The following is a 25382-nucleotide window of genomic DNA, read 5'->3' as shown; positions in this document are numbered from 1 at the left end:
TCTTCTCCTGAGTTACCAGGTGCCGGAGGCATCCAGCGTGACGCTGGCGGTCTCTTTAGCCACTGAGGTGCTGATACGCTGTTGAAGCAAGCGCAGATACTGTTTCTCGTTGAGCGGGAGGTCGACCCAGTCGTCGGTCCAGGTGGAGAGGTGCATGGCGTTGGAGAGCGTTAACCCGTGGATCCCTTCCAGCCCCGGGGCAATGAGCGGCTCGCCGCGCAGGATGGCGCCGCAGAAATTGGCGGTAATAACGTGGTGTTCGCTGCATTCCGGGCCGACGGGAAGCGTGACCTCCCAGCATTCCGGTTCACCAAAGCCGTTTTGCCAGCGGGCGTTGAAGGCGGTTTCAGATTCCCGCAGCCGCCAGTAGCGCAGTTTCCCTTCTTCGACGATCACCTTGCCGCGATCGCCGACGATCTCCAGCCGGTTGGTCCCCGGCGTTTCAGCCACGGTCGTGATAAATACGCCCGTCGCACCGTTGGCGTACTCGGCGTAGGCGGTGACCTCATCTTCCACTTCAATGTCGCGATGCTTACCAAACTGGCAAAACGCGCGCAGACGGATCGGCATACCAACCAGCCACTGCCAGAGATCGAGCTGATGTGGGTCCTGATTGAGCAGTACGCCACCGCCTTCTCCTTTCCAGGTGGCGCGCCAGCCGCCGGAGTTGTAGTAGCTCTGCGAGCGATACCAGTTGGTAATGATCCAGTTGGAGCGGCGGATCTCACCCAGCTCGCCGCTGTCGATCAGATCTTTCACCTTCTGGTAGAGCGGATTCGGGCGCTGGTTGTACATGATGCCGAACACCACATCGCAGGTCCGGGCACAGGCGTTCATTTCCTGCACCTGCGCCGTATATACGCCGGCCGGTTTTTCGCAGAGCGTGTGGATGCCGTGGCGCATTGCCAGCATCGACAGACGCGGATGCTCGTAGTGCGGCGTTGCGACAATCACCGCGTCGATAAGTCCGCTCTGAAGCATCTCCTGCGCATCGCTGAAAAGGGGGAGGGAGCCGACCAGCTGGCGAATGGCCGGATGCTTTTCCGGTGCATTATCACAAACCGCCGCCAGGCATGCGTCACTGACCGTACCCGCCAGTAAATAACGGGCGTGGACCGTACCGATATTACCTATTCCGATAATGCCAAAACGTACCTTCTCCATGTCACACCTTAATTTCAGTTGAAATGAGGGATGACCGGAAAATAGGAAAGGGGAGCCGCAGCGACAATGTGTTTTTGTGAGAATACTCGCAAGCTGTTTAAGTAATCTCCAGGGTATCTGAAATTTGGTTTTAAAATCAAAGCGCTGTTTCTGCAAATATTTGCAAAAACTGATTGAGAGCGAGGTCACACTATGCCGGGCAGGTTAAAAATGGAGGAGATTGCGACCCTGACGGGGTATTCCGTCAGCACGGTTTCGCGGGTATTAAGCGGCAAGTCTTATGCCAGCGATAAAGCCCGTGACGCGATCGTTCGCACCGCGCGCGAATTAGGTGTTCTGGAGGCAATGGCAAGCGGAAGGCTGTTAATTAACGGTATCGCTGTCTTTGCCCCGGAAAGAACCTTTCAGGGGCGTGGAGACATTTTTTATCTGGAAGTGACCAAAGGCATTGCTGAAGCGTGCGCCCCGCATAACGTGTGGGTCAGTTGCTGCGGATTAGAAGAGCAGCACGCCGACGTGAAATTGTTTATGGAAAAGGCCAGCCATAAGAATATCAACGCAATAATAATTATTGGGACTGATGATTCCACCATCTTTAAACTGGCGAGCACGCTGAATAAGCCCTGCGTATTGATTAACTCCGTTGATCGGGATCGGGTGCTGGACGCCGTATCACCCGATCACCGGGCGATTGGTTTCACCGCCATGCAGTACCTTTTTGAGCAGGGGCACCGCCGTGTGCTCACGCTCACCTGCCTGCGGCGTGAGACGCTGTATGCGCGTCTGGACGGCATTAAAGAGGCGTACCGCCATTTTCACGTGGCCTTTGATCCCCAGCGTGATTTGCTGGTGACGGAGTGGTTTACGGCAGAGGAGGCCGAGCGGGCGCTGGATGCATGGCTGTTAAGTCATGACAGATCGCAGTGGCCAGAGGTGATTTTCCCGAACAGTACCAGCATGACGGAGGGGGTGATCAGGGCGTTAACGCGCCACGGGCTGCGCATTCCGGAAGACATTTCGCTCATTACGACCGATTTTGCATGGAATTTAGCGCACCGTCTGGAAAAACCGATCACGGGCGTCACGGTGCCCTGCCGTGAGCTGGGGATTGAGGCCGTACACCTGCTGCAAACGCGGCTCAACCGACCTCAGGCGCCGGTCTATAACCTGCTGTTGCAGGGCAAAGTCATGGATTACGGCTCAGTCAGTAATGCCACGCGCCACGCGGCTCGCGTGGCGCTGGATCAGTAATCAGGCAAGCTGCGGCGGCAGGCACACGCCGATGCCACCAATGCCGCAGTAGCCGTACGGATTTTTGTGCAGATACTGCTGGTGGTCGTCCTCGGCATAGTAGAACGGTTTCGCGGTGGTGATTTCCGTTGTCACCTCGCGCGTATCACCTGCGTCGCGCATGGCCTGCTGGAAACGCTCCTTACTGGCGAGTGCGGCGGCTTCCTGCTCAGGCGTGAGCGGATAAATCGCCGAACGATACTGGGTGCCATGGTCATTACCCTGACGCATACCCTGCGCCGGGTCGTGGTTTTCCCAGAATACCTGCAGTAGCTGTTCATAGCTGATGACGGACGGGTCGTATACCACGCGTACGGCTTCAGCATGGCCGGTCTCGCCGGAGCAGACTTCGCGGTAGGTGGGGTTTGGCGTATATCCGCCCGTGTAGCCCGCCGCGGTGCTGTAGACGCCAGGCAACTGCCAGTAGAGGCGTTCCACGCCCCAGAAGCAGCCCATGGCAAACAGGGCGATTTCCATGCCTTCAGGTACGTTGGTCATGGAATGGCCATTCACGGCGTGTAAGGTTGCGACTGGCATAGGGGTGTTGCGTCCCGGTAATGCATCTGCTTGTGAAACCAGATGCTTTTTGTCGAATAAACTCACGATGGGGCCTCCCGGGGTGCGATGTTTCGGTTAAGGTTGTCACGAAGCGTTTAATTGAACACAATAAATGCGCTGAATGAGTCTAGATTTAATCATAAGAAATATTTGGGTGTTACACCCTTTTTCAACCCGAGAATTGGGTTTTTTGGCCAACAGGCCGTATTTTGCCGCGGAGCGGCACTTCATTTGCTTCCAGGGTGGAAACAGGGATATTCAGGAGAGAACGTGACAAAAATCCGCCAGTTATGTTTGGTCAGTGTCTTGCTGACAAGCGGGGTTGCCAGCGCGGCGAATGTCCGTTTGCAGGTTGAGGGGTTATCCGGGGCGCTGGAAAAAAACGTGCGTGCACAGCTGTCGACGATTGAAAGTGACGAAGTGACGCCGGACCGGCGTTTTCGTGCACGCGTGGATGACGCGATACGCGAAGGGCTAAAAGCCCTGGGATATTACGAACCCACCATCGATTTCGATCTCCGCCCACCGCCAAAAAAGGGGCGGCAGGTGCTTATTGCCCGCGTCTCGCCGGGTGAGCCGGTGCTGATAGGCGGCACCAACGTGGTGTTACGCGGCGGCGCGCGTACCGATCGCGATTATCTGGATCTGCTCAGTACGCGGCCTAAAATCGGTACCGTACTGAATCACGGTGATTACGACAGTTTCAAAAAATCGCTGACGAGCGTCTCCTTACGCAAGGGCTACTTCGACAGCCAGTTCAATAAAAGCCAGCTGGGCATTGCGCTGGGCAGACGCCAGGCCTTCTGGGATATCGACTACGACAGCGGCGAACGCTACCGCTTTGGCGATGTGACGTTCGAAGGCTCGCAAATTCGTGAAGAGTACCTGCAAAACCTCGTGCCGTTCAAAAAGGGTGACTACTACCATTCACGCGATCTGGCCGAGCTGAACCGCCGCCTGTCGGCAACCGGGTGGTTTAATTCGGTGGTCGTTGCGCCGGAGTTTGAAAAGGCCCGCAAAACCAAGGTATTACCACTGCACGGTGTGGTGTCGCCACGCACCGAAAACACCATTGAGACCGGGGCTGGCTATTCAACGGACGTGGGGCCGCGCGTGAGGGCGACCTGGAAAAAGCCGTGGATGAACTCGTACGGCCATAGCCTGACCACCAGCGCCAGTATCTCCGCCCCGGAGCAACAGCTCGACTTCAGCTACAAAATTCCGCTGCTGAAGAACCCGCTTGAGCAGTATTACCTGGTCCAGGGGGGCTTTAAGCGTACCGATCTGAACGATACCGAGTCGGATTCCACCACGCTTGCCGTATCCCGATTCTGGGATCTCTCCAGCGGCTGGCAGCGCGCCATTAACCTGCGCTGGAGTCTTGACCACTTTACCCAGGCCAACGTCACCAACACCACCATGCTGCTCTATCCGGGGGTGATGATCAGCCGTACCCGCTCACGCGGCGGCCTGATGCCGACCTGGGGCGATTCCCAGCGTTACTCTATCGATTACTCCAACACCATGTGGGGTTCCGATGTGGATTTCTCGGTGATTCAGGCGCAAAACGTCTGGATCCGCACGCTGTATGACAAACACCGTTTTGTGATGCGCGGGAACCTCGGCTGGATTGAAACCGGCGACTTCGACAAAGTCCCGCCTGACCTGCGCTTCTTCGCCGGGGGCGACCGCAGTATCCGCGGCTACAAATACAAATCCATCGCGCCTAAAGATGATGACGGCAAGCTGATCGGGGCCTCCAAGCTGGCGACCGGCTCGCTGGAGTACCAGTACAACGTCAGCGGAAAATGGTGGGGCGCCATGTTTGTGGACGGCGGCGAAGCGGTGAGCGATATCCGCCGCAGCGATTTCAAAACCGGCGCGGGCGTGGGCGTGCGCTGGCAGTCGCCCGTCGGGCCCATCAAGCTCGACTTCGCTGTGCCGGTGGGTGACAAAGAAGAACACGGTTTACAGTTTTACATCGGTCTGGGGCCTGAATTATGAGTTTATGGAAGAAGATAAGCCTCGGAGTACTGATTTTTATCGTGCTGCTGCTCGGTACGGTGGCGTTTCTGGTGGGCACGACAACCGGCCTGCATCTGCTGTTTAACGCGGCGAACCGCTGGGTACCCGGGCTGGAAATCGGCCAGGTGACGGGCGGCTGGCGCGATCTACGTCTGAAGAATATTCGCTACGAGCAGCCTGGCGTTGCGGTCAACGCGGGCGAGTTTCACCTTGCCGTCAGGCTGGGTTGCCTGCGGGACAGTAAGCTCTGCGTCAACGACCTGTCGCTAAAAGATGTGAACGTGGCGATTGATTCGGAGAAAATGCCGAAATCAGCGCCGGTTGAAGAAGAGGACAGCGGCCCGCTGAATCTCTCGACACCGTACCCGATTGCGCTTTATCGGGTGGCGCTGGACAACGTCAATGTCAAAATCGATGACACCACCGTATCGGTGATGGATTTCACCTCCGGCCTGCGCTGGCAGGAGAAAAACCTCACCCTGACGCCAACCACCCTGCAGGGATTGCTGATCGCGCTGCCGAAGGTGGCGGACGTGGCGCAAGAGGAGATCGTCGAGCCGAAGATCCAGAACCCACAGCCGGAAGAGAAACCGCTGGGTGAAACGCTGAAAGATCTGTTCTCGAAGCCCGTCCTGCCGGAGATGACGGACGTGCACCTGCCGCTGAACCTGAATATCGAAGCGTTCAAGGGCGAGCAGTTGCGTCTGACTGGCGACACCGATCTCACGGTCTATAACATGTTGCTGAAGGTCAGCAGCATCGACGGCAACATGAAGCTCGACGCGCTGGATATCGACACCAACCAGGGCTCTGTCAATGCCTCGGGTCATGCCCTGCTGCGTGACAACTGGCCGGTGGATATTACCCTGAACAGCGCGCTCAACATCGACCCGCTGAAAGGCGAAAAAGTGAAGGTTAAGGTGGGCGGCGCGCTACGCGACAAGCTGGATGTCGGGGTGAATCTCTCCGGCCCGGTGGACATGGTTCTGCGCGCGCAAACCCAGCTGGCGGAAGCCGGACTGCCACTTAACCTTGAGGTGGTCAGCAAGCAGCTGTACTGGCCGTTCACTGGCGAAAAACAGTTCCAGGCCGATGACCTGAAGCTGAAGCTGAGCGGCAAGATGACCGATTACACGCTGTCGTTCCGTACCGCCGTGAAGGGCCAGGACGTGCCACCCGCCACGATCACGCTGGATGCAAAAGGGAATGAACAGCAGGTTAATCTCGAAAAACTGACCGTTGCGGCGCTGGAAGGCAAAACCGAGCTGACCGCGCTGCTCGACTGGCAGCAGGCGATCAGCTGGCGCGGTGAGCTGAAGCTCTCGGGGATTAACACGGCGAAAGAGGTGCCGGACTGGCCGTCAAAACTGGACGGTCTTATCAAAACCCGCGGCAGCCTGTACGGCGGCACGTGGCAGATGGATGTCCCGGAAATCAAGCTCACCGGTAACGTGAAGCAGAACAAGGTTAACGTAGAAGGTTCGCTCAAAGGCAACAGCTACCTGCAGTGGGTGATCCCGGGGCTGCACGTGGCGCTGGGGCGCAACACGGCGGATATCAAAGGCGAGCTGGGGGTGAAAGATCTGAACCTCGACGCCACTATCGATGCGCCGAATCTGGATAACGCCCTTCCGGGGCTTGGCGGCACGGCGAAGGGGCTGCTTAAGGTGCGCGGCACGGTGGATGCACCGCAGTTGCTGGCGGATATCACGGCCAGTAACCTGCGCTGGCAGGAGCTGTCCATCGCCCGCGTTCGCGTTGACGGGGATGTGAAATCCACCGATCAGATCGGCGGTAACCTGAACCTGCGCGTGGAGCGCATTTCTCAGCCGGACGTGAACATTAATCTGGTGACCCTGGACGCCAAAGGCAACGAGAAGCAGCACGACCTCCAGCTGCGCGTGCAGGGCGAGCCGGTTTCCGGGCAGCTTCACCTGACGGGGAGCTTCGACCGCAAGGCGGAGCGCTGGAAAGGGACGCTCGACAATACCCGTTTCAACACCCCGGTAGGGCCATTGGTGCTGTCACGCGCTATTGCCCTGGACTACCGCAATGCCGAACAAAAGATCAGCATTGGCCCACACTGCTGGACCAACCCGAATGCGGAGCTGTGTGTGCCGCAGACCATCGACGCGGGAGCGGAAGGGCGCGCGCAGATCACCCTCAATCGTTTTGATCTGGCGATGTTAAAACCGTTCATGCCGGATACCACTCAGGCGAGCGGCGTCTTTAGCGGGAAGGCCGATGTGGCCTGGGACACCACCAAAGAGGGGCTGCCACAGGGCAGCGTGACGCTTTCTGGCCGCAACGTGAAGGTGACACAGGATGTCAACAACGCGCCGCTGCCGGTGGCGTTTGATACTCTGAACCTGAGCGCCGATCTGCACAACAACCGCGCCGAGCTGGGGTGGCTTATCCGCCTGACCAATAATGGCCAGTTCGACGGTAAGGTGCAGATTACCGACCCACAAGGGCGACGTAATCTGGGTGGGAACGTCTCTATCCGCAACTTCAACCTGGCGATGGTTAACCCGATTTTCTCGCGCGGTGAAAAAGCGGCGGGGATGCTCAACGCGAACCTGCGGCTGGCGGGCAACGCGCAAAGCCCGCAGCTGTTCGGCCAGATGCAGCTAAACGGTGTGGATATCGACGGCAACTTTATGCCGTTCGATATGCAGCCAAGCCAGATTACGATGAACTTCAACGGGATGAGCTCAACGCTGAACGGTTCGGTGCTGACCCAGCAGGGGCAAATCAACCTCAGCGGTGACGCCGACTGGAGCCAGCTTGATAACTGGCGCGCCCGTATCGCCGCGAAAGGCAGCAAGGTGAGGATCACCGTACCGCCGATGGTACGTCTGGATGTCTCGCCGGATATCGTCTTTGAAGCAACGCCGAGCCTCTTTACCCTCGACGGGAACGTGGACGTGCCGTGGGCGCGCATCGTGGTTCACGAGGTGCCGGAAAGCGCGGTGGGCGTCTCCAGTGATGAAGTGATGCTCGACGATAACCTCAAGCCGATTAATCAGCAAAGCGCGGGCATTCCGATCAACAGCAATCTTACCGTGCATGTGGGGAATAACGTTCGTCTGAACGCGTTTGGGCTGAAGGCACGCCTGACGGGTGACCTGAAAGTGGCGCAGGACAGACAGGGGCTTGGCCTGAACGGGCAGATCAACATTCCTGAAGGGCGCTTCCATGCTTATGGTCAGGATTTGATAGTGCGTAAAGGTGAACTGCTGTTCTCCGGTCCGCCGGATCAGCCGCTGCTCAACATTGAAGCGATTCGTAACCCGGAAGCGACAGAAAACGACGTGATTGCGGGCGTGCGTGTCACCGGTTCGGCCGACGAACCGAAGGCGGAGATCTTCTCCGACCCGGCGATGTCCCAGCAGGAAGCACTCTCTTACCTGCTGCGTGGTCAGGGCCTGGATAGCGGCCAAAGCGACAGTGCAGCGATGACCTCAATGTTAGTGGGTCTGGGGGTTGCACAAAGTGGTCAGGTTGTGGGTAAAATCGGTGAGACGTTCGGCGTAAGCAATCTGGCGCTGGACACCCAGGGCGTGGGTGACTCCTCGCAGGTGGTGGTCAGCGGCTATGTATTGCCGGGTCTGCAGGTAAAATATGGCGTGGGGATCTTTGACTCGCTGGCAACTCTCACGTTACGCTATCGCCTGATGCCTAAGCTATATCTGGAAGCAGTGTCCGGCGTAGACCAGGCACTTGATCTGCTCTATCAGTTTGAGTTTTAGCAATGCGAATATTTGTCTACGGCAGTTTACGAACCAAGCAAGGCAACAGTCACTGGATGACCAATGCCCTGTTGCTTGGGAATTACAATATCGAAAACTACCAGTTGTACAGCCTGGGCCACTATCCAGGCGCGGTTCCCGGCGAAGGAACAGTACACGGTGAAGTTTATCGTATTGATAACGCGACACTTGCCGAACTTGATGCCTTGCGCACCAGGGGCGGTGAATACGCGCGCCAGTTGATCCAGACGCCGTACGGAAGTGCGTGGATGTACGTCTACCAGCGTCCGGTCGAAGGGTTAACGCGGATTGTAAGCGGTAACTGGTTAGACAGAGACCAGTACTGAAAAAAACAACGCCACCGTGAGGTGGCGTTGTTTTTTGTGCCTTCAACTCTCTTCTGTATCCCGGCGACGGGTTAAAAACAGAGGAACAAACAGCATGATGTACGGGGCAATAAGCCATAACAGGCACAGGGCGCGTGAACGGCCATAGTAGTTTATGCACCGCGTATTGCTTGAAATGACGGGCAGGAAAAACAGTAAAAACAGCAGAATCGCATAATCACTTCGATAAGGGATCCATAAGTACCCCAAAAACCAGGCAAGCTGGAATGCCAGGATGCAGAGATACTGCCATTTACTGTCTTTGCCGTAACAGTCAAACGCCTTTATGTAGCCCATCTTTATGCTTTGAAGAAAGAAACTTAGCATGCATAACGCTCACGATCGCGACGGTCAGGAGTATTCTGGTTTTTCAATGGCAAAAAAAAGCCCCGACCAGCGGGGCTTTATCGATGTGCGGTAAGAATTACTTCTTAGCAGCGCGTTCGAAAGAGGCGATGATTTCTGCTTTCGCCGCTTCTGCGTTGTCCCAGCCGTCAACTTTAACCCATTTGCCTTTTTCGAGGTCTTTGTAGTGCTCGAAGAAGTGAGTGATCTGCGCTTTCAGCAGTTCTGGCAGGTCGTTCACATCTTTGATGTGATCGTACTCTTTGCTCAGCTTGGTGTGCGGTACCGCAACCAGTTTCGCATCTTCGCCGGATTCGTCGGTCATTTTCAGCACGCCAACTGGGCGGCAGCGAATGACTGCGCCTGGCTGCAGTGGGTATGGCGTTGGAACCAGCACGTCAACCGGGTCACCGTCCAGAGACAGGGTGTGGTTGATGTAACCGTAGTTGCATGGATAGAACATCGCGGTAGACATGAAACGGTCTACAAACAGCGCACCGCTCTCTTTGTCCACTTCGTATTTGATAGGATCTGCGTTAGCCGGGATTTCGATAACAACGTAGATGTCTTCTGGCAGTTCTTTACCCGCAGGGACGTTGAGTAAGCTCATGTCTGTGTCCTTTAAAATGGATGGTAAACAAGTGGCAGGTATTATAGCCAACTGGCGCTGAATGTCTCCGCCTGTTTTCGTCTTCTCACCGCGTTCGTCTCACTTTTCAGACCGATTCCATGGCAGAAAAATCCATAAACTCAGCCGCATTTTTCATGGAGAAATGAAAGCGATTACAAACTTGTGATTAACGTTTTATTCACTTTTCTGAAGTGTGATGTAACGCAATTCGTTACATATTTCATTGGCTATAGTCATTTCGCAGAACATCTTTTAACCAACAATAACTCACCCTACGAGGACGTTCATATGTGGAAGCGCTTACTTCTTGTCACAGCAGTTTCGGCAGCCATGTCGTCTATGGCGATGGCCGCACCTTTAACCGTAGGATTTTCGCAGGTCGGCTCTGAATCAGGCTGGCGTGCGGCAGAAACCAACGTTGCGAAAAGCGAGGCCCAGAAACGCGGCATCACGCTGAAGATCGCCGATGGTCAGCAAAAACAGGAAAACCAGATTAAAGCCGTGCGTTCGTTTATTGCGCAGGGTGTGGATGCCATCTTTATTGCGCCCGTTGTGGCGACCGGCTGGGAGCCAGTCCTGAAGGAAGCGAAAGATGCTGAGATCCCGGTCTTCCTGCTCGATCGTTCCATCGATGTAAAAGACAAATCTCTCTATATGACCACCGTGACCGCCAATAACGTTCTTGAAGGGCAATTAATTGGTGACTGGCTGGTGAAACAGGTGGATGGCAAGCCGTGTAACGTCGTTGAGCTGCAAGGTACGGTCGGCGCGAGCGTGGCCATCGACCGTAAGAAGGGGTTTGCTGAGGCCATCGCCAAAGCGCCAAACATTAAAATTATCCGTTCTCAGTCCGGCGACTTTACCCGCAGTAAAGGTAAAGAGGTCATGGAGAGCTTTATCAAAGCTGAAAACAACGGCAAGAACATCTGCATGGTTTACGCCCACAACGATGACATGGTGATCGGGGCGATTCAGGCCATTAAAGAAGCGGGCCTGAAACCGGGCAAAGATATCCTCACCGGCTCTATCGACGGCGTGCCGGACATCTACAAAGCAATGATCGACGGTGAAGCCAACGCCAGCGTGGAGCTCACGCCAAACATGGCCGGTCCGGCATTCGATGCGCTGGAGAAATTCAAGAAAGACGGCACGATGCCTGAGAAGGTGACGGTCACCAAATCTACCCTCTACCTGCCGGATACCGCGAAAGAAGAGTTAGAGAAGAAGAAAAATATGGGCTACTAAGCTTGTCTGAACATGCCGGGTGACGCTGCGCTTACCCGGCCTACGATACGCTCTTTTGTAGGCCGGATAAGCGTAGCGCCATCCGGCTTGATGCAGGGGGAAAACCATGACCACTGAACAACACCAGGAAATCCTCCGCACAGAGGGCTTGAGTAAATTCTTCCCCGGCGTAAAAGCGCTGGATAACGTTGATTTTAGCCTGCGACGCGGCGAGATCATGGCGTTGCTGGGCGAGAACGGTGCGGGGAAATCGACGCTGATTAAAGCCCTGACCGGGGTTTATCACGCGGATCGCGGCACCATCTGGCTGGAAGGTAACGCCATATCACCCAAAAATACCGCCCATGCGCAGCAGCTGGGGATCGGGACGGTGTACCAGGAGGTAAACCTGCTGCCGAACATGTCGGTCGCGGATAACCTGTTTATTGGCCGGGAGCCACGACGCTTTGGCCTGCTGCGCCGCAAGGAGATGGAAGCGCGGGCGACAAAACTGATGGCGTCTTACGGCTTCTCTCTCGACGTACGCGAGCCGCTGAACCGTTTTTCCGTCGCCATGCAGCAGATTGTCGCCATTTGTCGCGCTATCGACCTCTCGGCAAAAGTGCTGATCCTTGATGAGCCCACCGCCAGCCTCGATACCCAGGAAGTGGAGATGCTCTTTACCCTGATGCGCCAGCTGCGCAATCAGGGCGTGAGCCTGATCTTCGTCACCCATTTCCTCGATCAGGTGTATGAGGTGAGCGATCGCATTACGGTACTGCGCAACGGCAGTTTTGTCGGCTGCCGCGACACTCGCGAGCTGCCGCAGATTGAACTGGTCAAAATGATGCTCGGCCGCGAGCTGGAATCCAATGCGCTCCAGCGTGCCGGCCGTACGCTGCTGAGTGAGAAACCGGTCGCCGCGTTCAGTGATTTCGGCAAGAAAGGGGTCATCTCGCCGTTTAACCTGGAGGTGCGCCCCGGTGAAATTGTCGGTCTGGCGGGCCTGTTAGGCTCGGGCCGTACCGAAACCGCCGAGGTGATCTTCGGGATCAAGCCTGCAGACAGCGGCACCGCGCTGATCAAAGGTAAACCGCAAACCCTGCGCTCGCCACATCAGGCCTCCTGTCTGGGTGTGGGTTTCTGCCCGGAAGACAGAAAAACGGATGGCATTATTGCCGCCGCCTCGGTGCGGGAAAATATCATTCTGGCCTTACAGGCGCAGCGCGGCTGGCTGCGGCCGATCCCACGGAAAGAGCAAAACGCCATAGCCGAGCGCTTTATTCGCCAGCTCGGTATCCGTACCCCGAGCGCAGAACAGCCGATAGAGTTCCTCTCCGGGGGCAACCAGCAGAAGGTACTGCTTTCCCGCTGGCTACTGACCAAACCTCAGTTCCTGATCCTCGATGAACCGACCCGCGGCATTGACGTGGGGGCGCACGCCGAAATTATCCGCCTTATTGAAACCCTGTGCGCGGACGGGCTGGCGCTGCTGGTCATCTCGTCTGAACTGGAGGAGCTGGTGGGCTATGCCGATCGCGTCATCATCATGCGCGATCGCAAGCAGGTGGCAGAGATCCCGCTGGATAAACTGTCCGTTCCGGCAATCATGAATGCCATCGCGGCGTAAGGAGTGAATCGTGATGTCTCGTTCGCTTTCGCAAACTGGCGAAACAAAACGCCGCTTCAACTGGCCGACCGGCACGCCGCAAATCGCCGCGCTGCTGGTGGTGTTGCTGGTCGATAGCCTGGTCGCACCGCATTTCTTCCAGATAATCGTGCAGGATGGCCGCCTGTTCGGCAGCCCGATCGATATTTTAAACCGCGCCGCGCCGGTGGCGCTGCTCGCCATTGGTATGACGCTGGTGATCGCCACCGGCGGGATCGACCTTTCTGTTGGCGCGGTGATGGCCATTGCCGGGGCGACGGCAGCATCAATGACCGTGGCCGGGCACAGCCTGCCAGTGGTGCTGCTGGCGGCGTTGGGCACCGGCGTGCTGGCCGGACTGTGGAACGGCATTCTGGTGGCGGTGCTCAAAATCCAGCCGTTTGTTGCCACGCTGATATTGATGGTGGCCGGGCGCGGTGTCGCACAGCTCATCACCTCGGGGCAGATTGTTACCTTCAACTCGCCGAACCTGGCGTGGCTCGGGAGCGGCAAGCTGCTCTTCTTCCCCACGCCGGTGATCATTGCGCTGGTGACGCTGGTGGTGTTCTGGATCTTTACCCGCAAAACGGCGCTGGGCATGTTCATTGAAGCGGTCGGGATCAACATCCGGGCGGCACGCAACGCCGGGGTCAATACGCGGCTGATGGTGATGCTCACGTACGTATTGAGCGGCGTGTGTGCTGCCATCGCCGGGGTGATCGTCGCGGCAGATATTCGTGGGGCTGATGCCAACAACGCCGGGTTATGGCTGGAGCTGGATGCGATCCTGGCGGTGGTTATTGGCGGCGGATCGCTGATGGGCGGGCGCTTTAACCTGCTGCTCTCGGTAATTGGTGCGCTGATTATTCAGGGGATGAACACCGGGATCCTGCTTTCCGGGTTTCAGCCGGAACTCAACCAGGTGGTGAAAGCGGTGGTCGTACTCTGCGTGCTGATCGTCCAGTCACCGCGCTTTGTCAGCATCATTAAGGGGATCCGTGGCCATGATAAAACGTAATTTACCGTTAATGATCACGCTGGGCGTGTTTGTGCTGGGCTATCTCTACTGCCTGACCCAGTTCCCGGGGTTCGCCTCGACGCGTGTGATTTGTAACATTCTGACGGATAACGCCTTTTTAGGCATCATCGCGGTCGGCATGACCTTTGTGATCCTCTCCGGGGGGATTGATCTCTCCGTCGGTTCGGTGATCGCCTTTACCGGCGTGTTTCTTGCCAAAGCGATCGGTTTCTGGGGCATCTCGCCGCTGGTGGCGTTTCCGCTGGTGCTGGTGATGGGCTGTGCGTTTGGTGCCTTTATGGGGCTTCTGATTGACGCGCTCAAGATCCCGGCCTTTATCATTACGCTTGCCGGGATGTTCTTCCTGCGCGGCGTGAGCTACCTGGTGTCTGAGGAGTCGATCCCGATCAACCATCCGGTGTACGACACGCTCTCCAGCCTGGCGTGGAAAATCCCCGGCGGGGGCCGCCTGAGCGCGATGGGGCTGCTGATGCTGGGCGTGGTGGTCATTGGTATCTTCCTTGCTCATCGCACCCGGTTTGGTAATCAGGTCTACGCTATTGGCGGCAACGCGACCTCGGCCAACCTGATGGGGATCTCCACCCGTAGCACCACCATCCGCATCTATATGCTCTCCACCGGGCTGGCGACGCTGGCGGGGATTGTCTTCTCCATTTACACCCAGGCGGGTTACGCGCTGGCCGGGGTTGGCGTTGAACTGGATGCGATTGCCTCTGTGGTGATTGGCGGCACGCTGCTCAGCGGCGGGGTGGGGACGGTGCTGGGAACACTGTTTGGCGTGGCAATCCAGGGGCTGATCCAGACCTATATCAACTTTGACGGCACGCTCAGCTCCTGGTGGACGAAAATCGCCATCGGCATTTTACTGTTTATTTTTATTGCCCTGCAGCGCGGTCTGACGGTGCTCTGGGAGAACCGCCAGAGCTCGCCTGTTACCCGCGTGAACACATCAGTAACAGAGCGATAACATGCTGAATTTGCTTAAAGTCTAAACATTTTCCGGTAGCGGCCGATACTCTTTTTTTATGCCCAGAAATATCTCGCTACCGGAAATAACATCATGCTTAAAACGCTATCGATTCGTACCGGCTTGCTCTCTTTACTGGCCGTTATGACCCTTCTGCTGCTGATTGTCAGCGGCATTGGCATTTATGCCCTCACACAGAGTTCTTCGTCACTTCAGCGCATCAACCACCTTCAGGGTGAGCAGATGGTGCAGCTCAATTCTGGCTATACGCTGATCCTTCGTGCGCGCAACGAGGCGGGCCAGGCCGTCAGAATGATGGAAATTGGTCTGCTGGACGATGCCGCGAAATCGGTGAAAAGCATTAATCAGGAGATCGCCCTGGCGCAAAAAACGCTGAAAGGCGTGATCGACGCAGGCGTGGCCGATCCCCAGGGACAGCAGTTGCTGGATAAGGTGGCGGCCAGTCTGGCGGCTTATAACCAGCAGGGGATCAACCCAATGTTGAAAGCGCTGAACGAACAGAGCGCAGACAGCTATTACGATCTGCTGGAGAGTAAGCTCATTCCGGTAGCAAAGCAGTTTGATAACGATATGCAGGCGTTCCAGATGTGGAGCGACGCGCGTGGGAAAGCGGAAGTTAGCGCCGTGCAGTCGAGCAAAACGCGGGTTCTGGTCCTGATCGTTGTCGCGGCGCTGCTGACGGCAGGCATCATTGTGCTGGCCTGGCTGGTGCTGCGTCACATGCTGCTCAAGCCGCTCTCGGCATCGATTGCGCAGCTGGAAAACGTCGCCGCGGGGGATTTAACCCACACGCTGAATGCCCCGGCGAGCCAGGAGTTCAACCGTCTGAACGCTGCCATCGAAGGCATGCGCCAGTCGCTGATGCACTCGGTGCTGCGGGTCCGCGATGCCAGCTCGCAAATTGATACCGGCAGCCGCGAGCTGACGGCGGGAAACAGGGATCTTGCCGAGCGCACGGAGTCCACCGCGACCTCGCTGGAGCAGACCGCCGCCAGCATGGAAGAGATCACCGCCACGGTGAAACTCAACGCGGATAACGCCGAGCAGGCGCACCAGCTGGCGAAATCTGTCTCGGATACTGCCGATCACGGCAGCGAAATGGTCTGCTATGTGATTGAGAAAATGCGCGATATCTCCGGCAGCTCGGCGCGCATTGCCGACATTCTGAGCGTTATTGACGGCATTGCCTTCCAGACCAATATCCTGGCGCTGAACGCCTCCGTGGAAGCGGCGCGTGCGGGCGAGCAGGGGCGCGGTTTTGCCGTCGTTGCGGGCGAGGTACGCAATCTTGCCAGCCGCAGCGCCGATGCGGCAAAAGAGATCCGTTCACTTATCAGCGACTCGCAGACCCACGTTAATGAGGGCAGCGAGCTGGCGCAGCAGGCGGGCGAAACGATGGATGAGATCGCAACCGAAGTGCTGCGCATGACCAAACTGATGCGCGAAATTGCCACCGCGTCTCAGGAACAGAGCCGTGGCATTGAACAGGTGAATATTGCGGTAAATCAGATGGATGAAACCGCGCAGCAGAATGCGGCGCTGGTACAGCAATCCTCTGCCGCGACGCGCTCGCTGGAAGAGCAGTCACGCCAGCTGATAGAAGCCATGTCATCATTTAAACTGACGACGCAGAGTGTCGCATAATATTCCCCGACCCTGGTACATTCTGTACCAGGGTATTATTCTCGGACGAATTAATCGCGCTAATATTATCGTGAATATTACCGAGTAATATTTCCAGCTGGTGGGTTAAGGTTAACGCTTTTTCCGTCGGTTCAAGATATAACCCTTTACGGATAAATAGCGGTTCAGCAAAAAGCTGGCTAAAGCGCTTCAACGCCAGGCTCACGGCCGGGCGTGACATCTCCAGCCGGATAGAGGCCTTCGCCATGCTGCCGCAGCGGACCACTTCAATAAAGACAGGAATAAGATTCAAATCGATGCCGGTATTGGCACGGGAATAATTTTTCGTCACGGGTACGCTCCAGGAAATATCTGTCAAACTGTTATGGAAATAATGCAGGAGCGAATCTGAATATTAAAGCGCGTTTTTTATAAACACTTATACGGTAAATTATATAAATGTATTGGGGAGCCAGAGCGGCTCCCCGGGAGAGGGATTACGCGTCCGGATACTCACGGATAAAACGTTCAACGTCTTCAACCATATGGTTGTTGCCGACGAAGAAGGAACGACGCTGGTGCAGACTTTCTGGCACGATGTCCAGAATGCGCTCTTTACCATCGCTCGCCTTGCCGCCCGCCTGTTCCGCCAGGAACGCCATCGGGTTGCATTCATACAGCAGACGCAGCTTCCCGTCCGGGTGGCTGGCGGTGCTTGGGTAGAGGTAAATGCCGCCTTTCAGCAGGTTACGGTGGAAATCCGCAACCAGGGAACCGATATAGCGGGAGGTGTAAGGGCGTTGCGTCGCTTTATCTTCTTCCTGGCAGAATTTGATGTACTTCTTCACGCCAGTCGGGAACTTGATGTAGTTACCTTCGTTGATGGAGTAGGTGTTGCCCTTCTCCGGGAAGCGCATACGTTCCTGACACAGGCAGAACACGCCCAGCGACGGATCGTAAGTAAAGGCATGAACGCCACAGCCAGTGGTGTAGACCAGCATGGTGGAGGAGCCATACACGACATAACCGGCAGCAACCTGCTGACTGCCAGGCTGCAGGAAATCTTCTTCTGTCACCGGCGTGCCAACAGGCGTGACGCGGCGGTAGATGGAGAAAATGGTGCCGACAGAAACGTTAACGTCGATGTTGGAGGAGCCGTCCAGCGGATCCATCAGAACAACGTATTTCGCGTGTTCACACCCTTCGAATACGACAATTTCATCTTCTTCTTCAGAGGCGATACCCGCAACGATGTCGCGCGCGCGCAGTGCAGCTTTCAGTTTTTCATTTGCGAACAGATCGAGTTTCTGCTGAACCTCGCCCTGAACGTTCTCGGCACCGCTGGCACCCAGGATATCGACCAGACCGGCCTTGTTGATATCACGGTGGATGATCTTAGCGCCCAGCTTTATTGCCGACAGCAAAGCAGTGAGTTCACCGGTAGCATGAGAGAACTCGTGCTGCTTTTCGACAATAAATTCACCTAACGTTTTCATAACACTTTCCCTGCATCTTTGTGAGTAGAGCGATTGTATGTTCACTAAAACGACTAATGCCCAACAATCTTAACAAATATTCAAATAGTAGCGCAGAGGTGAATCGCGCCAGCAATATACGGATTTACCTGAAATGCGTTTCACACCCGCTAACATGTGAGTAAAATGTGCGCCACATTGAAGAAGGATAGTGACGTATGCGCATTCATATATTGGGGATTTGTGGCACTTTCATGGGCGGACTGGCAATGCTGGCGCGCTCGCTGGGCCATGAAGTGACAGGTTCGGACGCCAATGTGTATCCGCCGATGAGCACGCTCCTGGAGAAACAGGGCATCTCTCTGATTCAGGGTTATGATGCCAGCCAGCTGGATCCCGCGCCGGATCTGGTGATCATTGGCAACGCCATGACGCGAGGTAATCCGTGCGTTGAGGCGGTACTGGAACGCAATATTCCGTTCATGTCTGGCCCACAGTGGCTGCATGATTTCGTCCTGCGTGACCGTTGGGTTGTTGCCGTGGCCGGTACGCACGGTAAAACCACCACCGCCGGTATGGCGACCTGGATCCTTGAAGCCTGTGGTTACAAGCCTGGCTTTGTCATTGGCGGCGTTCCGGGCAATTTCGACGTGTCTGCGCGTCTGGGGGAGAGCCCGTTCTTTGTGATCGAAGCCGATGAGTACGACTGTGCGTTCTTCGACAAGCGCTCCAAGTTTGTACACTACTGCCCGCGCACGCTGATCCTCAACAACCTTGAGTTCGATCATGCGGATATCTTTGACGATCTGAAAGCCATTCAGAAACAGTTCCACCACCTAGTGCGCATCGTTCCGGGTCAGGGCCGTATCATCCTGCCGGAGAACGACATCAATCTTAAGCAGACCATGGCGATGGGCTGCTGGAGCGAGCAGGAGCTGGTGGGTGAGCAGGGCCACTGGCAGGCGAAAAAACTCAACGTGGATGCCTCGGAGTGGGAAGTGTGGCTCGACGGCGAGAAAGTGGGTGAGGTGAAATGGGGCCTGGTTGGCGAACACAACATGCACAACGGCCTGATGGCAATCGCTGCCGCACGCCATGTGGGTGTTCAGCCTGCGGATGCGGCGAATGCACTGGGTTCATTTATCAATGCCCGTCGCCGTCTGGAGCTGCGCGGTGAAGCCCACGGCGTAACCGTGTATGACGATTTCGCGCACCACCCAACTGCTATTCTGGCGACGCTTGCAGCGTTACGCGGCAAGGTCGGCGGTACCGCGCGCATTCTGGCGGTGCTGGAGCCACGCTCTAACACCATGAAAATGGGCATCTGCAAAGACGATCTCGCGCCATCCTTAGGGCGTGCCGACGAAGTCTTCCTGCTGCAGCCGCAGCATATTCCGTGGCAGGTAGCTGAAGTGGCCGATGCCTGCATTCAGCCTGCGCACTGGAGTGCGGATGTTGATGCTCTGGCGGATATGGTGGTGAAAGCCGCTCAGCCGGGTGACCATATTCTGGTGATGAGTAACGGCGGTTTTGGTGGGATCCATCAGAAGCTGCTGGACGGTCTGGCGAAAAAGGCTGAGGCCGCAGAGTAAAAAAAAGCGCCGGTGGCGCTAGCGCTTACCGGGCCTACTCATTGCACGACCTTGTAGGCCGGATAAGGCGTTTACGCCGCCATCCGGCGCAAAACCGCACGGATTACTCTTCGTTCTCAGACAGCTCGCGCAGATACTGGAAAATCAGACGCGCGGACTTCGGCGGCTTATTCCCTTCTTTCTCTTTCTTCGCGTTGCGGATCAGTGAACGCAGCTGCTGGCGGTCGGCATCCGGCCACAGGTTCAATACTTCCGGTACCGCATCATCACCCTGTTCAATCAGACGGTCGCGGATCTGCTCCAGCTTGTGGAACAGCGCAACCTGCTGGTTGTGGCGGTTTTTCAGTTTATCCAGCGCCTGGCGGATCGGATCGACGTCGCGCTGACGCAGCATTTTACCGATAAGCTGAAGCTGGCGACGACGGCCTTCTTTTTTGATTTTCTGTGCCAGTTCAATGGCATCACGCAGATCCTGGTCGAGCGGGATCTTATCCAGCGCGTTTTTACCCAGTTCCACCATTTCTGCGCCAAGCTGTTTTAACTCTTCGGCGTCGCGTTTAATTTCACTTTTACTGACCCAGATGATCTCATCATCTTCGTCTTCGATGTCATCACCGGGAACGTCGTCGAGCCAGTCTTCGGGCTGCTTAGTCATGTCAGGCTCCTTAAAAAAAGAGGCTAATGTTACCAGTTAAGACGCGCACTGAAAAACGGTTCTCTGTTAGACTTCAGTTAACTCTCTCTTACAGTATGGCATTTGCGATGAAAGTAACCTCACAAGTTGAAGCGCAGCGTAAGATTCTGGAAGAAGCCGTCTCCACCGCGCTGACGCTCGCTTCAGGTAAATCAGATGGCGCCGAAGTGGCGGTCAGCAAAACCACCGGCATTAGCGTGAGCACCCGCTATGGCGAAGTGGAGAATGTAGAATTCAACAGCGATGGCGCACTGGGGATCACGGTCTATCACCAGAACCGCAAAGGCAGCGCGTCGTCTACCGATCTCAGCCCCGATGCCATTGCCCGTACCGTGCAGGCGGCGCTGGATATTGCGCGTTACACCTCACCGGATCCTTATGCTGGCGTTGCGGATAAAGATCTGCTGGCGTTTGATGCCCCGGATCTCGATCTTTTCCACCCGGCGGAAGTCACCCCGGACGAAGCCATTGAGCTGGCCGCACGTGCCGAACAGGCGTCTTTGCAGGCGGATAAACGCATCACCAATACCGAAGGCGGCAGCTTCAACAGCCACTACGGCATCAAAGTCTTCGGTAACTCGCATGGTATGCTGCAGGGCTATTGCTCAACCCGTCACTCGCTCTCAAGCTGCGTGATCGCCGAAGAGAACGGCGATATGGAGCGGGATTATGCTTACACCATCGGCCGCGCGCTGGGGGATTTACAGTCCCCTGAGTGGGTGGGCAAAGAGTGTGCTGAACGCACGCTGTCTCGCCTGTCACCGCGTAAGCTCTCCACCATGAAAGCCCCGGTTATTTTTGCCAATGAAGTGGCGACCGGCCTGTTTGGCCATCTGGTGGGCGCTATCGCGGGCGGCTCAGTTTACCGTAAATCGACCTTCCTGCTCGACTCATTGGGCAAACAGATCCTGCCGGAATGGCTGACCATTGAAGAGCACCCGCACCTGCTGAAAGGGCTGGCCTCTACGCCGTTCGACAGCGAAGGCGTGCGCACGGAACGCCGCGATATCGTTAAAGACGGCATTCTGACCCAGTGGCTCCTGACCAACTACTCCGCGCGCAAGCTGGGGCTGAAAAGCACCGGACATGCGGGGGGAATCCATAACTGGCGCATTGCCGGACAGGGCCTGAACTTCGAGCAGATGCTGAAAGAGATGGGCACCGGCCTGGTGGTGACAGAACTGATGGGCCAGGGCGTGAGCGGCATTACCGGAGACTACTCTCGCGGTGCGGCAGGCTTCTGGGTCGAAAACGGCGAGATTCAGTATCCGGTGAGCGAAATTACCATCGCCGGCAACCTGAAGGACATGTGGCGCAATATCGTTACGGTCGGTAACGATATTGAAACACGTAGCAATATACAGTGTGGTTCTGTATTACTGCCGGAAATGAAAATCGCCGGCCAGTAATACCCGAAAAGCGTTTTAATAATAAAAAAGGAAGTGAGCAATGCGTAAACACCTGTTAGCGATCGTCGCGGCTTCAACGCTGGTTCTTGGCTCTTCTGCGTTTGCTGCCGATCTCGAAGACAACATGGACATCCTCAGTCAAAACCTGAAGGTCGTTCAGAAAACGGACAATGCGGCAGAAATGAAAAGCGCATTGACCAAAATGCGTGAAGCGGCGCTGGACGCGCAAAAAGCGACGCCGCCAAAGCTGGAAAGCAAAGCGGCAGACAGCGCAGAGATGAAGGACTATCGCCACGGCTTTGACGTGCTGGTCGGTCAGATTGACGGCGCGCTGAAGCTCGCTAACGAAGGCAAAGTGAAGGAAGCCCAGGCGGCAGCCGACCAGTTTGTCGCGACGCGTAACACGTATCACAAAAAGTATCGTTAATTGGGTGCCTGAGCTGTACGTCCTTTCCCGTATGCGGGGGCGCAGTTAGCGCCCCCGCATCTTTGCTCCCTACTGGCCGGAGCGACACTCCATCCGCGCTGTCACTTCAAGCGAGCCGTTTCGAAAACGGATCTCGCACAGTGTTTTCCTCGTCACCAGCGTTAAGATGATTATTGTCAAAGCAATAATCATCAAAACCCGGATAATTGGGGATTGGCGTTTCATGGATGCCTCCTTGCTTTAAAGCGGGCGAGGTAGCGAACTCCACGGTCCGACGTGTCGTTTCGAGCCCCCGCCCTGATTTTTTATCAGGCGGGGCTTTCCACTTTCCGTCCCATGCCTGAGACGGTCAGTCTCAAGCACCCGCCGCCACTCTAGCGAATCCCCATAAGAAAACCTTATCCACGTCACATTTCTACGAGTCGGCTCGTAATCTTTTCCGCTTCGCTCTCCCCATATTTGCCGTCAGATAACGTGATATTCATCACGCAAATACAGCGATTTATCCAGATTCAGCCTATTTATGTGGCACAGATCACTGCTGCGGCTCGCCTTTCCACTTCGAAGTGGAAAACAACTCGCTACAAACCCGCCATCGCCAACGTTAGTTTTATTCCAGAGCCATTAACGGGGTAAGACCAGTGAGTAACGGAGCGGTAATGAACGACGTTGGGGATCAGGCGGAGCAAACAGAAAAGCTCGCGAACACCATGCTACAGCAGGTTTATGCCCTGCTGGCCCGGCACAACATCATCCCCAATGCAGTACAGGAACAGATGCTCACCTCCCATGTCCGCGCGATGGCGCACCGGTCCGTGACCGGCGAGCCGCTGCCGGAAGTGGAGGCAGAGCTGTTCGACGAAATTTCACCGGATTCAATGCGGCTCGCCCGTGAAGTGGTAGCGCAGTTTGGCAACCTTCCTGATGAAGAAGCCTGGCTGCTCTCCGTTCACTTTGAAGTCGCGAAAGACAACCTTTAAGGAGCAACACATGGAACAGATTACAGTCGTGATTGGCGATCGCCTGGGTAAAGGCCAGAAAGTGGCTGCCGGTGTGGAAAAAGCGGGTGGACGTGCGGTTGTCGTGCCGGGTATGGCGGCAGATATGAAACTCGGCGACGTCATGAAAGCGGAAAACGCCACCTTCGGCATCTCCTTCTGCGGCAGCGGCGGCGCGGGTGCCATCACGGCGCAAACCAAATATGGCTACAAAGCGAAATACGGCATGCGCTCCGTGGATGAGGGGGTGACCGCCATCAACGAAGGCTGCAACGTGCTGGGCTTTGGCTTTATGGATAAAGAAGAGCTGGGCGAGCGTCTGGTGCAGGCGTGGCAGAAGAAGCACGGCGCATAAGCATGAAAGAACAGTTCACAACCACGGTGAGAGTGAAGGGGAAGGGCGACGCCAAAGCGCGCGCCTTTGCCGACGCACTCAACCACGTTCAGGCCGCGGTGATGAAAGCCTCACCGCATATCTTACTGCGTATTGAGCCACAGGATGTGCAGGTCGTTCAGGCGCAAGAAGCGGTGCGTAAAGAAGCGTTTCTGTTCTTCTTTTTGCGCCGGGAAAGACGCACCTACAGCGTGGAGCTGGATGTGACCGTCAACGTGACCGCCATCAATCTCGACCAGGTGGATTTCGTCACGCAACGCTGATTATTCATAAAAGGGCAGACTGATGTTCTTAATTATATTAATAAAATCGCTCATCATTGGCGGCCTGGTAGGCGTCGGTGTTGGAGCCGGGGCTGCACGCATGTTTCATGCGCCTACCACTCAGGGTATGGGCGCGTTTCGTACGTTGGGGGAACTGAACTCCTGCGAAGGGGATCCGGCTTCTCACTTCTCCTTTGGGTTAGGCTTCTTCTTTAACGCCTGGGCCTCTTCCGTGGCCGCAGGTGCCTTCACACAGGACGTAGACCACCGCATCATCCCAAACTGGGGTGCTGCAGCCTTGATGATCAAAAACCGTAACGTCGGCGAAACGCTGCACGATCCCCGCAAGATGGCGATTGCCTGCGGCATCATCGGCATGATTGTCGTCACCTTCCTTAACCTGACTGCCTCGTCTGTTCCGGCCGCACTGCAGGTCACCGCCGTGAAGGTGCTGGTACCGGCGGCAAACCTGCTGGTGAACACCGTGATGCCGGTGATCTTCTGGCTGGCGGCCATCGACGCGGGTAAAAAATCCGGCTTCTGGGCGACCATCTTCGGCGGCGCGGCGCAGTTGATTATGGGTAACGCCGTACCGGGCCTGGTACTGGGGATCCTGATCGGTAAAGGCGTGGAAGAGAGCGGCTGGAACCACGTCACCAAAGTGATGATGGCGGCCATCGTTCTGCTCTTCGTGCTGAGCGGCTTCTTCCGCGGCTTCGACATGAAGATGATTGAATCCTTCCATCTGACCGTGCCGAACTGGCTCGACATGATCCACAACTCGCTCAGCGGTAAATAACAGGAGCCTCTACATGGAACAGAATAAAGGTTTTTGGTATGCCGACTGGTCGTTCCCGATCTTCGTTGGCCTGCTCTCCTCCGGCGTGTTTGCCGGAACGCACATGTACTACCTCTACGGCATCGGCGCGTTTAACGAAGTGGCCTTCGTGGCGATGCTGAAAGCGGGAATTGATACCGGCGTATACGGCGCAGTGGCGGCGTTCGGCGCAAGCTTCCTGTTCGCCCGTATCATCGAAGGATCGCTGGTAGGGATCCTCGACATCGGCGGGGCGATCCAGACCGGCGTGGGTCTGGGTGTGCCAGCACTGCTGCTGGGCGCGGGGATCATGTTCCCGGTGACCAACTTCATTGCCTCGCTGATTACCGGCCTGGTGATTGGTCTGGCGATAGGCTACGTCATCATCCTGGCGCGTAAGTTCACCATCAACCAGAGCAACTCCACCTACGGGGCGGACGTGATGATGGGCGCGGGCAATGCCTCCGGTCGTTTTCTGGGGCCGTTGATTATCCTCAGCGCCATGACCGCTTCTATTCCGATTGGCGTCGGTTCCCTGCTGGGCGCGCTGCTGTTCTACATCTGGCAGAAGCCGATCACCGGCGGTGCCATCCTTGGCGCCATGATTTTAGGCTGGTTGTTCCCGGTCGCCCTTTAATAC

At 56.3% G+C, this 25382-nt stretch carries 25 protein-coding genes; 17 read left to right on the top strand and 8 right to left on the bottom strand.

The genetic code is table 11. From position 1 onward, the window contains the following. Nucleotides 1–12: 12 nt before the first annotated feature. Nucleotides 13–1164, bottom strand: coding sequence for a Gfo/Idh/MocA family oxidoreductase (locus APU11_RS05600; RefSeq protein ID WP_058651177.1), 1152 nt, complete (start codon nucleotides 1162–1164; stop codon nucleotides 13–15). 192 nt (nucleotides 1165–1356) lie between these two features. Here APU11_RS05600 and APU11_RS05595 point away from each other — a divergent pair, with 192 nt between their 5' ends. After that, the gene (locus tag APU11_RS05595) at nucleotides 1357–2415 is read left to right on the top strand and encodes a LacI family DNA-binding transcriptional regulator (RefSeq protein ID WP_029882373.1); all 1059 of its coding nucleotides are present in this window, start codon (nucleotides 1357–1359) and stop codon (nucleotides 2413–2415) included. On the opposite strand, the gene msrA is transcribed toward APU11_RS05595, so the two are convergent. Continuing rightward, the gene (gene msrA / locus APU11_RS05590; RefSeq protein ID WP_014830428.1) at nucleotides 2416–3057 is read right to left on the bottom strand and encodes a peptide-methionine (S)-S-oxide reductase MsrA; all 642 of its coding nucleotides are present in this window, start codon (nucleotides 3055–3057) and stop codon (nucleotides 2416–2418) included. A 225-nt stretch (nucleotides 3058–3282) separates the two neighbouring features. Here msrA and tamA point away from each other — a divergent pair, with 225 nt between their 5' ends. Genes tamA through APU11_RS05575 form a run of 3 tightly spaced genes read left to right on the top strand, consistent with a single transcriptional unit; the run spans nucleotide 3283 to nucleotide 9136 of the window. Then, nucleotides 3283–5016 carry an autotransporter assembly complex protein TamA gene (gene tamA, locus APU11_RS05585; RefSeq protein ID WP_013095333.1) on the top strand — a complete coding sequence of 578 codons (1734 nt, stop codon included), beginning with the start codon at nucleotides 3283–3285 and terminating at the stop codon, nucleotides 5014–5016. Further along, entirely contained in the window at nucleotides 5013–8789 is a 3777-nt protein-coding gene (tamB, locus tag APU11_RS05580; RefSeq protein ID WP_058651176.1) for an autotransporter assembly complex protein TamB, read from the top strand. The genes tamA and tamB overlap by 4 nt, the downstream gene beginning before the upstream one ends. 2 nt (nucleotides 8790–8791) lie before the next feature. Beyond that, on the top strand, nucleotides 8792–9136 hold the full coding sequence (locus APU11_RS05575) for a gamma-glutamylcyclotransferase (protein WP_028027890.1): 345 nt from the start codon (nucleotides 8792–8794) through the stop codon (nucleotides 9134–9136). A 42-nt stretch (nucleotides 9137–9178) separates the two neighbouring features. Here the strand turns inward: APU11_RS05575 and APU11_RS05570 are convergent, their stop codons facing one another. Beyond that, complete coding sequence (locus APU11_RS05570; protein ID WP_013095336.1) at nucleotides 9179–9472, bottom strand: hypothetical protein; 294 nt, start codon at nucleotides 9470–9472, stop codon at nucleotides 9179–9181. 127 nt (nucleotides 9473–9599) lie between these two features. After that, nucleotides 9600–10130, bottom strand: a complete 531-nt coding sequence (gene ppa / locus APU11_RS05565) for an inorganic diphosphatase (RefSeq protein WP_008501423.1) — start codon at nucleotides 10128–10130, stop codon at nucleotides 9600–9602. A gap of 309 nt (nucleotides 10131–10439) precedes the next feature. Between ppa and ytfQ the strand changes: the two genes are divergently transcribed. The 5 genes from ytfQ to APU11_RS05540 all read left to right on the top strand — a co-directional run bounded on the left by ytfQ (nucleotide 10440) and on the right by APU11_RS05540 (nucleotide 16694). Then, nucleotides 10440–11396, top strand: a complete 957-nt coding sequence (ytfQ, locus tag APU11_RS05560; RefSeq protein ID WP_014882271.1) for a galactofuranose ABC transporter substrate-binding protein YtfQ — start codon at nucleotides 10440–10442, stop codon at nucleotides 11394–11396. 106 nt (nucleotides 11397–11502) lie between these two features. Beyond that, nucleotides 11503–13005, top strand: coding sequence for a galactofuranose ABC transporter, ATP-binding protein YtfR (gene ytfR, locus APU11_RS05555; RefSeq protein WP_038418554.1), 1503 nt, complete (start codon nucleotides 11503–11505; stop codon nucleotides 13003–13005). 10 nt (nucleotides 13006–13015) lie between these two features. Continuing rightward, a complete protein-coding gene (gene ytfT, locus APU11_RS05550; RefSeq protein ID WP_161799150.1) occupies nucleotides 13016–14041 on the top strand; it encodes a galactofuranose ABC transporter, ATP-binding protein YtfT in 1026 nt (341 codons plus the stop codon). Further along, nucleotides 14028–15029 (top strand): galactofuranose ABC transporter, permease protein YjfF, encoded by a 1002-nt coding sequence (yjfF, locus tag APU11_RS05545; protein ID WP_014830436.1) that lies wholly within the window; start codon nucleotides 14028–14030, stop codon nucleotides 15027–15029. Before ytfT ends, yjfF begins: the two co-directional genes overlap by 14 nt. A 93-nt stretch (nucleotides 15030–15122) precedes the next feature. Then, entirely contained in the window at nucleotides 15123–16694 is a 1572-nt protein-coding gene (locus APU11_RS05540; protein ID WP_058651175.1) for a methyl-accepting chemotaxis protein, read from the top strand. Here the strand turns inward: APU11_RS05540 and APU11_RS05535 are convergent. After that, complete coding sequence (locus APU11_RS05535) at nucleotides 16666–17025, bottom strand: LysR family transcriptional regulator (protein ID WP_045902452.1); 360 nt, start codon at nucleotides 17023–17025, stop codon at nucleotides 16666–16668. The genes APU11_RS05540 and APU11_RS05535 overlap by 29 nt on opposite strands. Before the next feature lie 145 nt (nucleotides 17026–17170). After that, a complete protein-coding gene (fbp, locus tag APU11_RS05530; protein ID WP_013095345.1) occupies nucleotides 17171–18169 on the bottom strand; it encodes a class 1 fructose-bisphosphatase in 999 nt (332 codons plus the stop codon). A gap of 197 nt (nucleotides 18170–18366) precedes the next feature. On the opposite strand from fbp, the gene mpl reads away from it, so the two are divergent. Continuing rightward, nucleotides 18367–19740, top strand: coding sequence for a UDP-N-acetylmuramate:L-alanyl-gamma-D-glutamyl-meso-diaminopimelate ligase (gene mpl, locus APU11_RS05525; RefSeq protein ID WP_013095346.1), 1374 nt, complete (start codon nucleotides 18367–18369; stop codon nucleotides 19738–19740). Between the two features lie 103 nt (nucleotides 19741–19843). Here the strand turns inward: mpl and yjgA are convergent, their stop codons facing one another. After that, the gene (yjgA, locus tag APU11_RS05520; protein ID WP_008501414.1) at nucleotides 19844–20395 is read right to left on the bottom strand and encodes a ribosome biogenesis factor YjgA; all 552 of its coding nucleotides are present in this window, start codon (nucleotides 20393–20395) and stop codon (nucleotides 19844–19846) included. Between the two features lie 95 nt (nucleotides 20396–20490). On the opposite strand from yjgA, the gene pmbA reads away from it, so the two are divergent. After that, nucleotides 20491–21843, top strand: a complete 1353-nt coding sequence (gene pmbA, locus APU11_RS05515; protein WP_032644960.1) for a metalloprotease PmbA — start codon at nucleotides 20491–20493, stop codon at nucleotides 21841–21843. A gap of 40 nt (nucleotides 21844–21883) precedes the next feature. Beyond that, nucleotides 21884–22270: a cytochrome b562 gene (gene cybC, locus APU11_RS05510; protein WP_013095348.1), complete on the top strand. Its 387-nt coding sequence runs from the start codon at nucleotides 21884–21886 to the stop codon at nucleotides 22268–22270. 69 nt (nucleotides 22271–22339) lie between these two features. Here the strand turns inward: cybC and APU11_RS05505 are convergent, their stop codons facing one another. Then, the gene (locus APU11_RS05505; protein WP_128569378.1) at nucleotides 22340–22462 is read right to left on the bottom strand and encodes a Hok/Gef family protein; all 123 of its coding nucleotides are present in this window, start codon (nucleotides 22460–22462) and stop codon (nucleotides 22340–22342) included. 449 nt (nucleotides 22463–22911) lie between these two features. On the opposite strand from APU11_RS05505, the gene APU11_RS05500 reads away from it, so the two are divergent. Genes APU11_RS05500 through APU11_RS05480 form a run of 5 tightly spaced genes read left to right on the top strand, consistent with a single transcriptional unit; the run spans nucleotide 22912 to nucleotide 25379 of the window. Then, nucleotides 22912–23250, top strand: coding sequence for a glycine dehydrogenase (locus APU11_RS05500; protein WP_028027887.1), 339 nt, complete (start codon nucleotides 22912–22914; stop codon nucleotides 23248–23250). 10 nt (nucleotides 23251–23260) lie between these two features. Next, nucleotides 23261–23623, top strand: a complete 363-nt coding sequence (locus tag APU11_RS05495) for an SFCGS family glycine-rich protein (RefSeq protein ID WP_006179053.1) — start codon at nucleotides 23261–23263, stop codon at nucleotides 23621–23623. Nucleotides 23624–23625: 2 nt separating this feature from the next. Beyond that, nucleotides 23626–23925, top strand: a complete 300-nt coding sequence (locus APU11_RS05490) for a DUF4312 family protein (protein ID WP_006810338.1) — start codon at nucleotides 23626–23628, stop codon at nucleotides 23923–23925. Between the two features lie 22 nt (nucleotides 23926–23947). Further along, nucleotides 23948–24724, top strand: coding sequence for a DUF4311 domain-containing protein (locus tag APU11_RS05485; RefSeq protein ID WP_006810337.1), 777 nt, complete (start codon nucleotides 23948–23950; stop codon nucleotides 24722–24724). Nucleotides 24725–24737: 13 nt separating this feature from the next. Further along, nucleotides 24738–25379, top strand: coding sequence for a DUF4310 family protein (locus APU11_RS05480; protein ID WP_013095350.1), 642 nt, complete (start codon nucleotides 24738–24740; stop codon nucleotides 25377–25379). Nucleotides 25380–25382: the final 3 nt, after the last annotated feature.

The sequence above is a fragment of the Enterobacter sp. 50793107 genome, assembly GCF_001463365.1.
GTDB lineage: Bacteria > Pseudomonadota > Gammaproteobacteria > Enterobacterales > Enterobacteriaceae > Enterobacter > Enterobacter cloacae.
The sequence above is the reverse complement of the archived record's forward strand: the minus strand, read 5'-3'. Positions and strand labels throughout refer to the sequence as shown.

Coding starts and splice junctions, on each gene's coding strand:
- APU11_RS05600 (WP_058651177.1), bottom strand. CDS start 1,164: ATGGAGAAGGTACGTTTTGGCATTATCGGAATAGGTAATATCGGTACG.
- APU11_RS05595 (WP_029882373.1), top strand. CDS start 1,357: ATGCCGGGCAGGTTAAAAATGGAGGAGATTGCGACCCTGACGGGGTAT.
- tamB (WP_058651176.1), top strand. CDS start 5,013: ATGAGTTTATGGAAGAAGATAAGCCTCGGAGTACTGATTTTTATCGTG.
- APU11_RS05575 (WP_028027890.1), top strand. CDS start 8,792: ATGCGAATATTTGTCTACGGCAGTTTACGAACCAAGCAAGGCAACAGT.
- APU11_RS05570 (WP_013095336.1), bottom strand. CDS start 9,472: ATGGGCTACATAAAGGCGTTTGACTGTTACGGCAAAGACAGTAAATGG.
- ppa (WP_008501423.1), bottom strand. CDS start 10,130: ATGAGCTTACTCAACGTCCCTGCGGGTAAAGAACTGCCAGAAGACATC.
- ytfQ (WP_014882271.1), top strand. CDS start 10,440: ATGTGGAAGCGCTTACTTCTTGTCACAGCAGTTTCGGCAGCCATGTCG.
- ytfR (WP_038418554.1), top strand. CDS start 11,503: ATGACCACTGAACAACACCAGGAAATCCTCCGCACAGAGGGCTTGAGT.
- yjfF (WP_014830436.1), top strand. CDS start 14,028: ATGATAAAACGTAATTTACCGTTAATGATCACGCTGGGCGTGTTTGTG.
- APU11_RS05540 (WP_058651175.1), top strand. CDS start 15,123: ATGCTTAAAACGCTATCGATTCGTACCGGCTTGCTCTCTTTACTGGCC.
- fbp (WP_013095345.1), bottom strand. CDS start 18,169: ATGAAAACGTTAGGTGAATTTATTGTCGAAAAGCAGCACGAGTTCTCT.
- mpl (WP_013095346.1), top strand. CDS start 18,367: ATGCGCATTCATATATTGGGGATTTGTGGCACTTTCATGGGCGGACTG.
- yjgA (WP_008501414.1), bottom strand. CDS start 20,395: ATGACTAAGCAGCCCGAAGACTGGCTCGACGACGTTCCCGGTGATGAC.
- pmbA (WP_032644960.1), top strand. CDS start 20,491: ATGGCATTTGCGATGAAAGTAACCTCACAAGTTGAAGCGCAGCGTAAG.
- cybC (WP_013095348.1), top strand. CDS start 21,884: ATGCGTAAACACCTGTTAGCGATCGTCGCGGCTTCAACGCTGGTTCTT.
- APU11_RS05505 (WP_128569378.1), bottom strand. CDS start 22,462: ATGATTATTGCTTTGACAATAATCATCTTAACGCTGGTGACGAGGAAA.
- APU11_RS05495 (WP_006179053.1), top strand. CDS start 23,261: ATGGAACAGATTACAGTCGTGATTGGCGATCGCCTGGGTAAAGGCCAG.
- APU11_RS05490 (WP_006810338.1), top strand. CDS start 23,626: ATGAAAGAACAGTTCACAACCACGGTGAGAGTGAAGGGGAAGGGCGAC.
- APU11_RS05485 (WP_006810337.1), top strand. CDS start 23,948: ATGTTCTTAATTATATTAATAAAATCGCTCATCATTGGCGGCCTGGTA.
- APU11_RS05480 (WP_013095350.1), top strand. CDS start 24,738: ATGGAACAGAATAAAGGTTTTTGGTATGCCGACTGGTCGTTCCCGATC.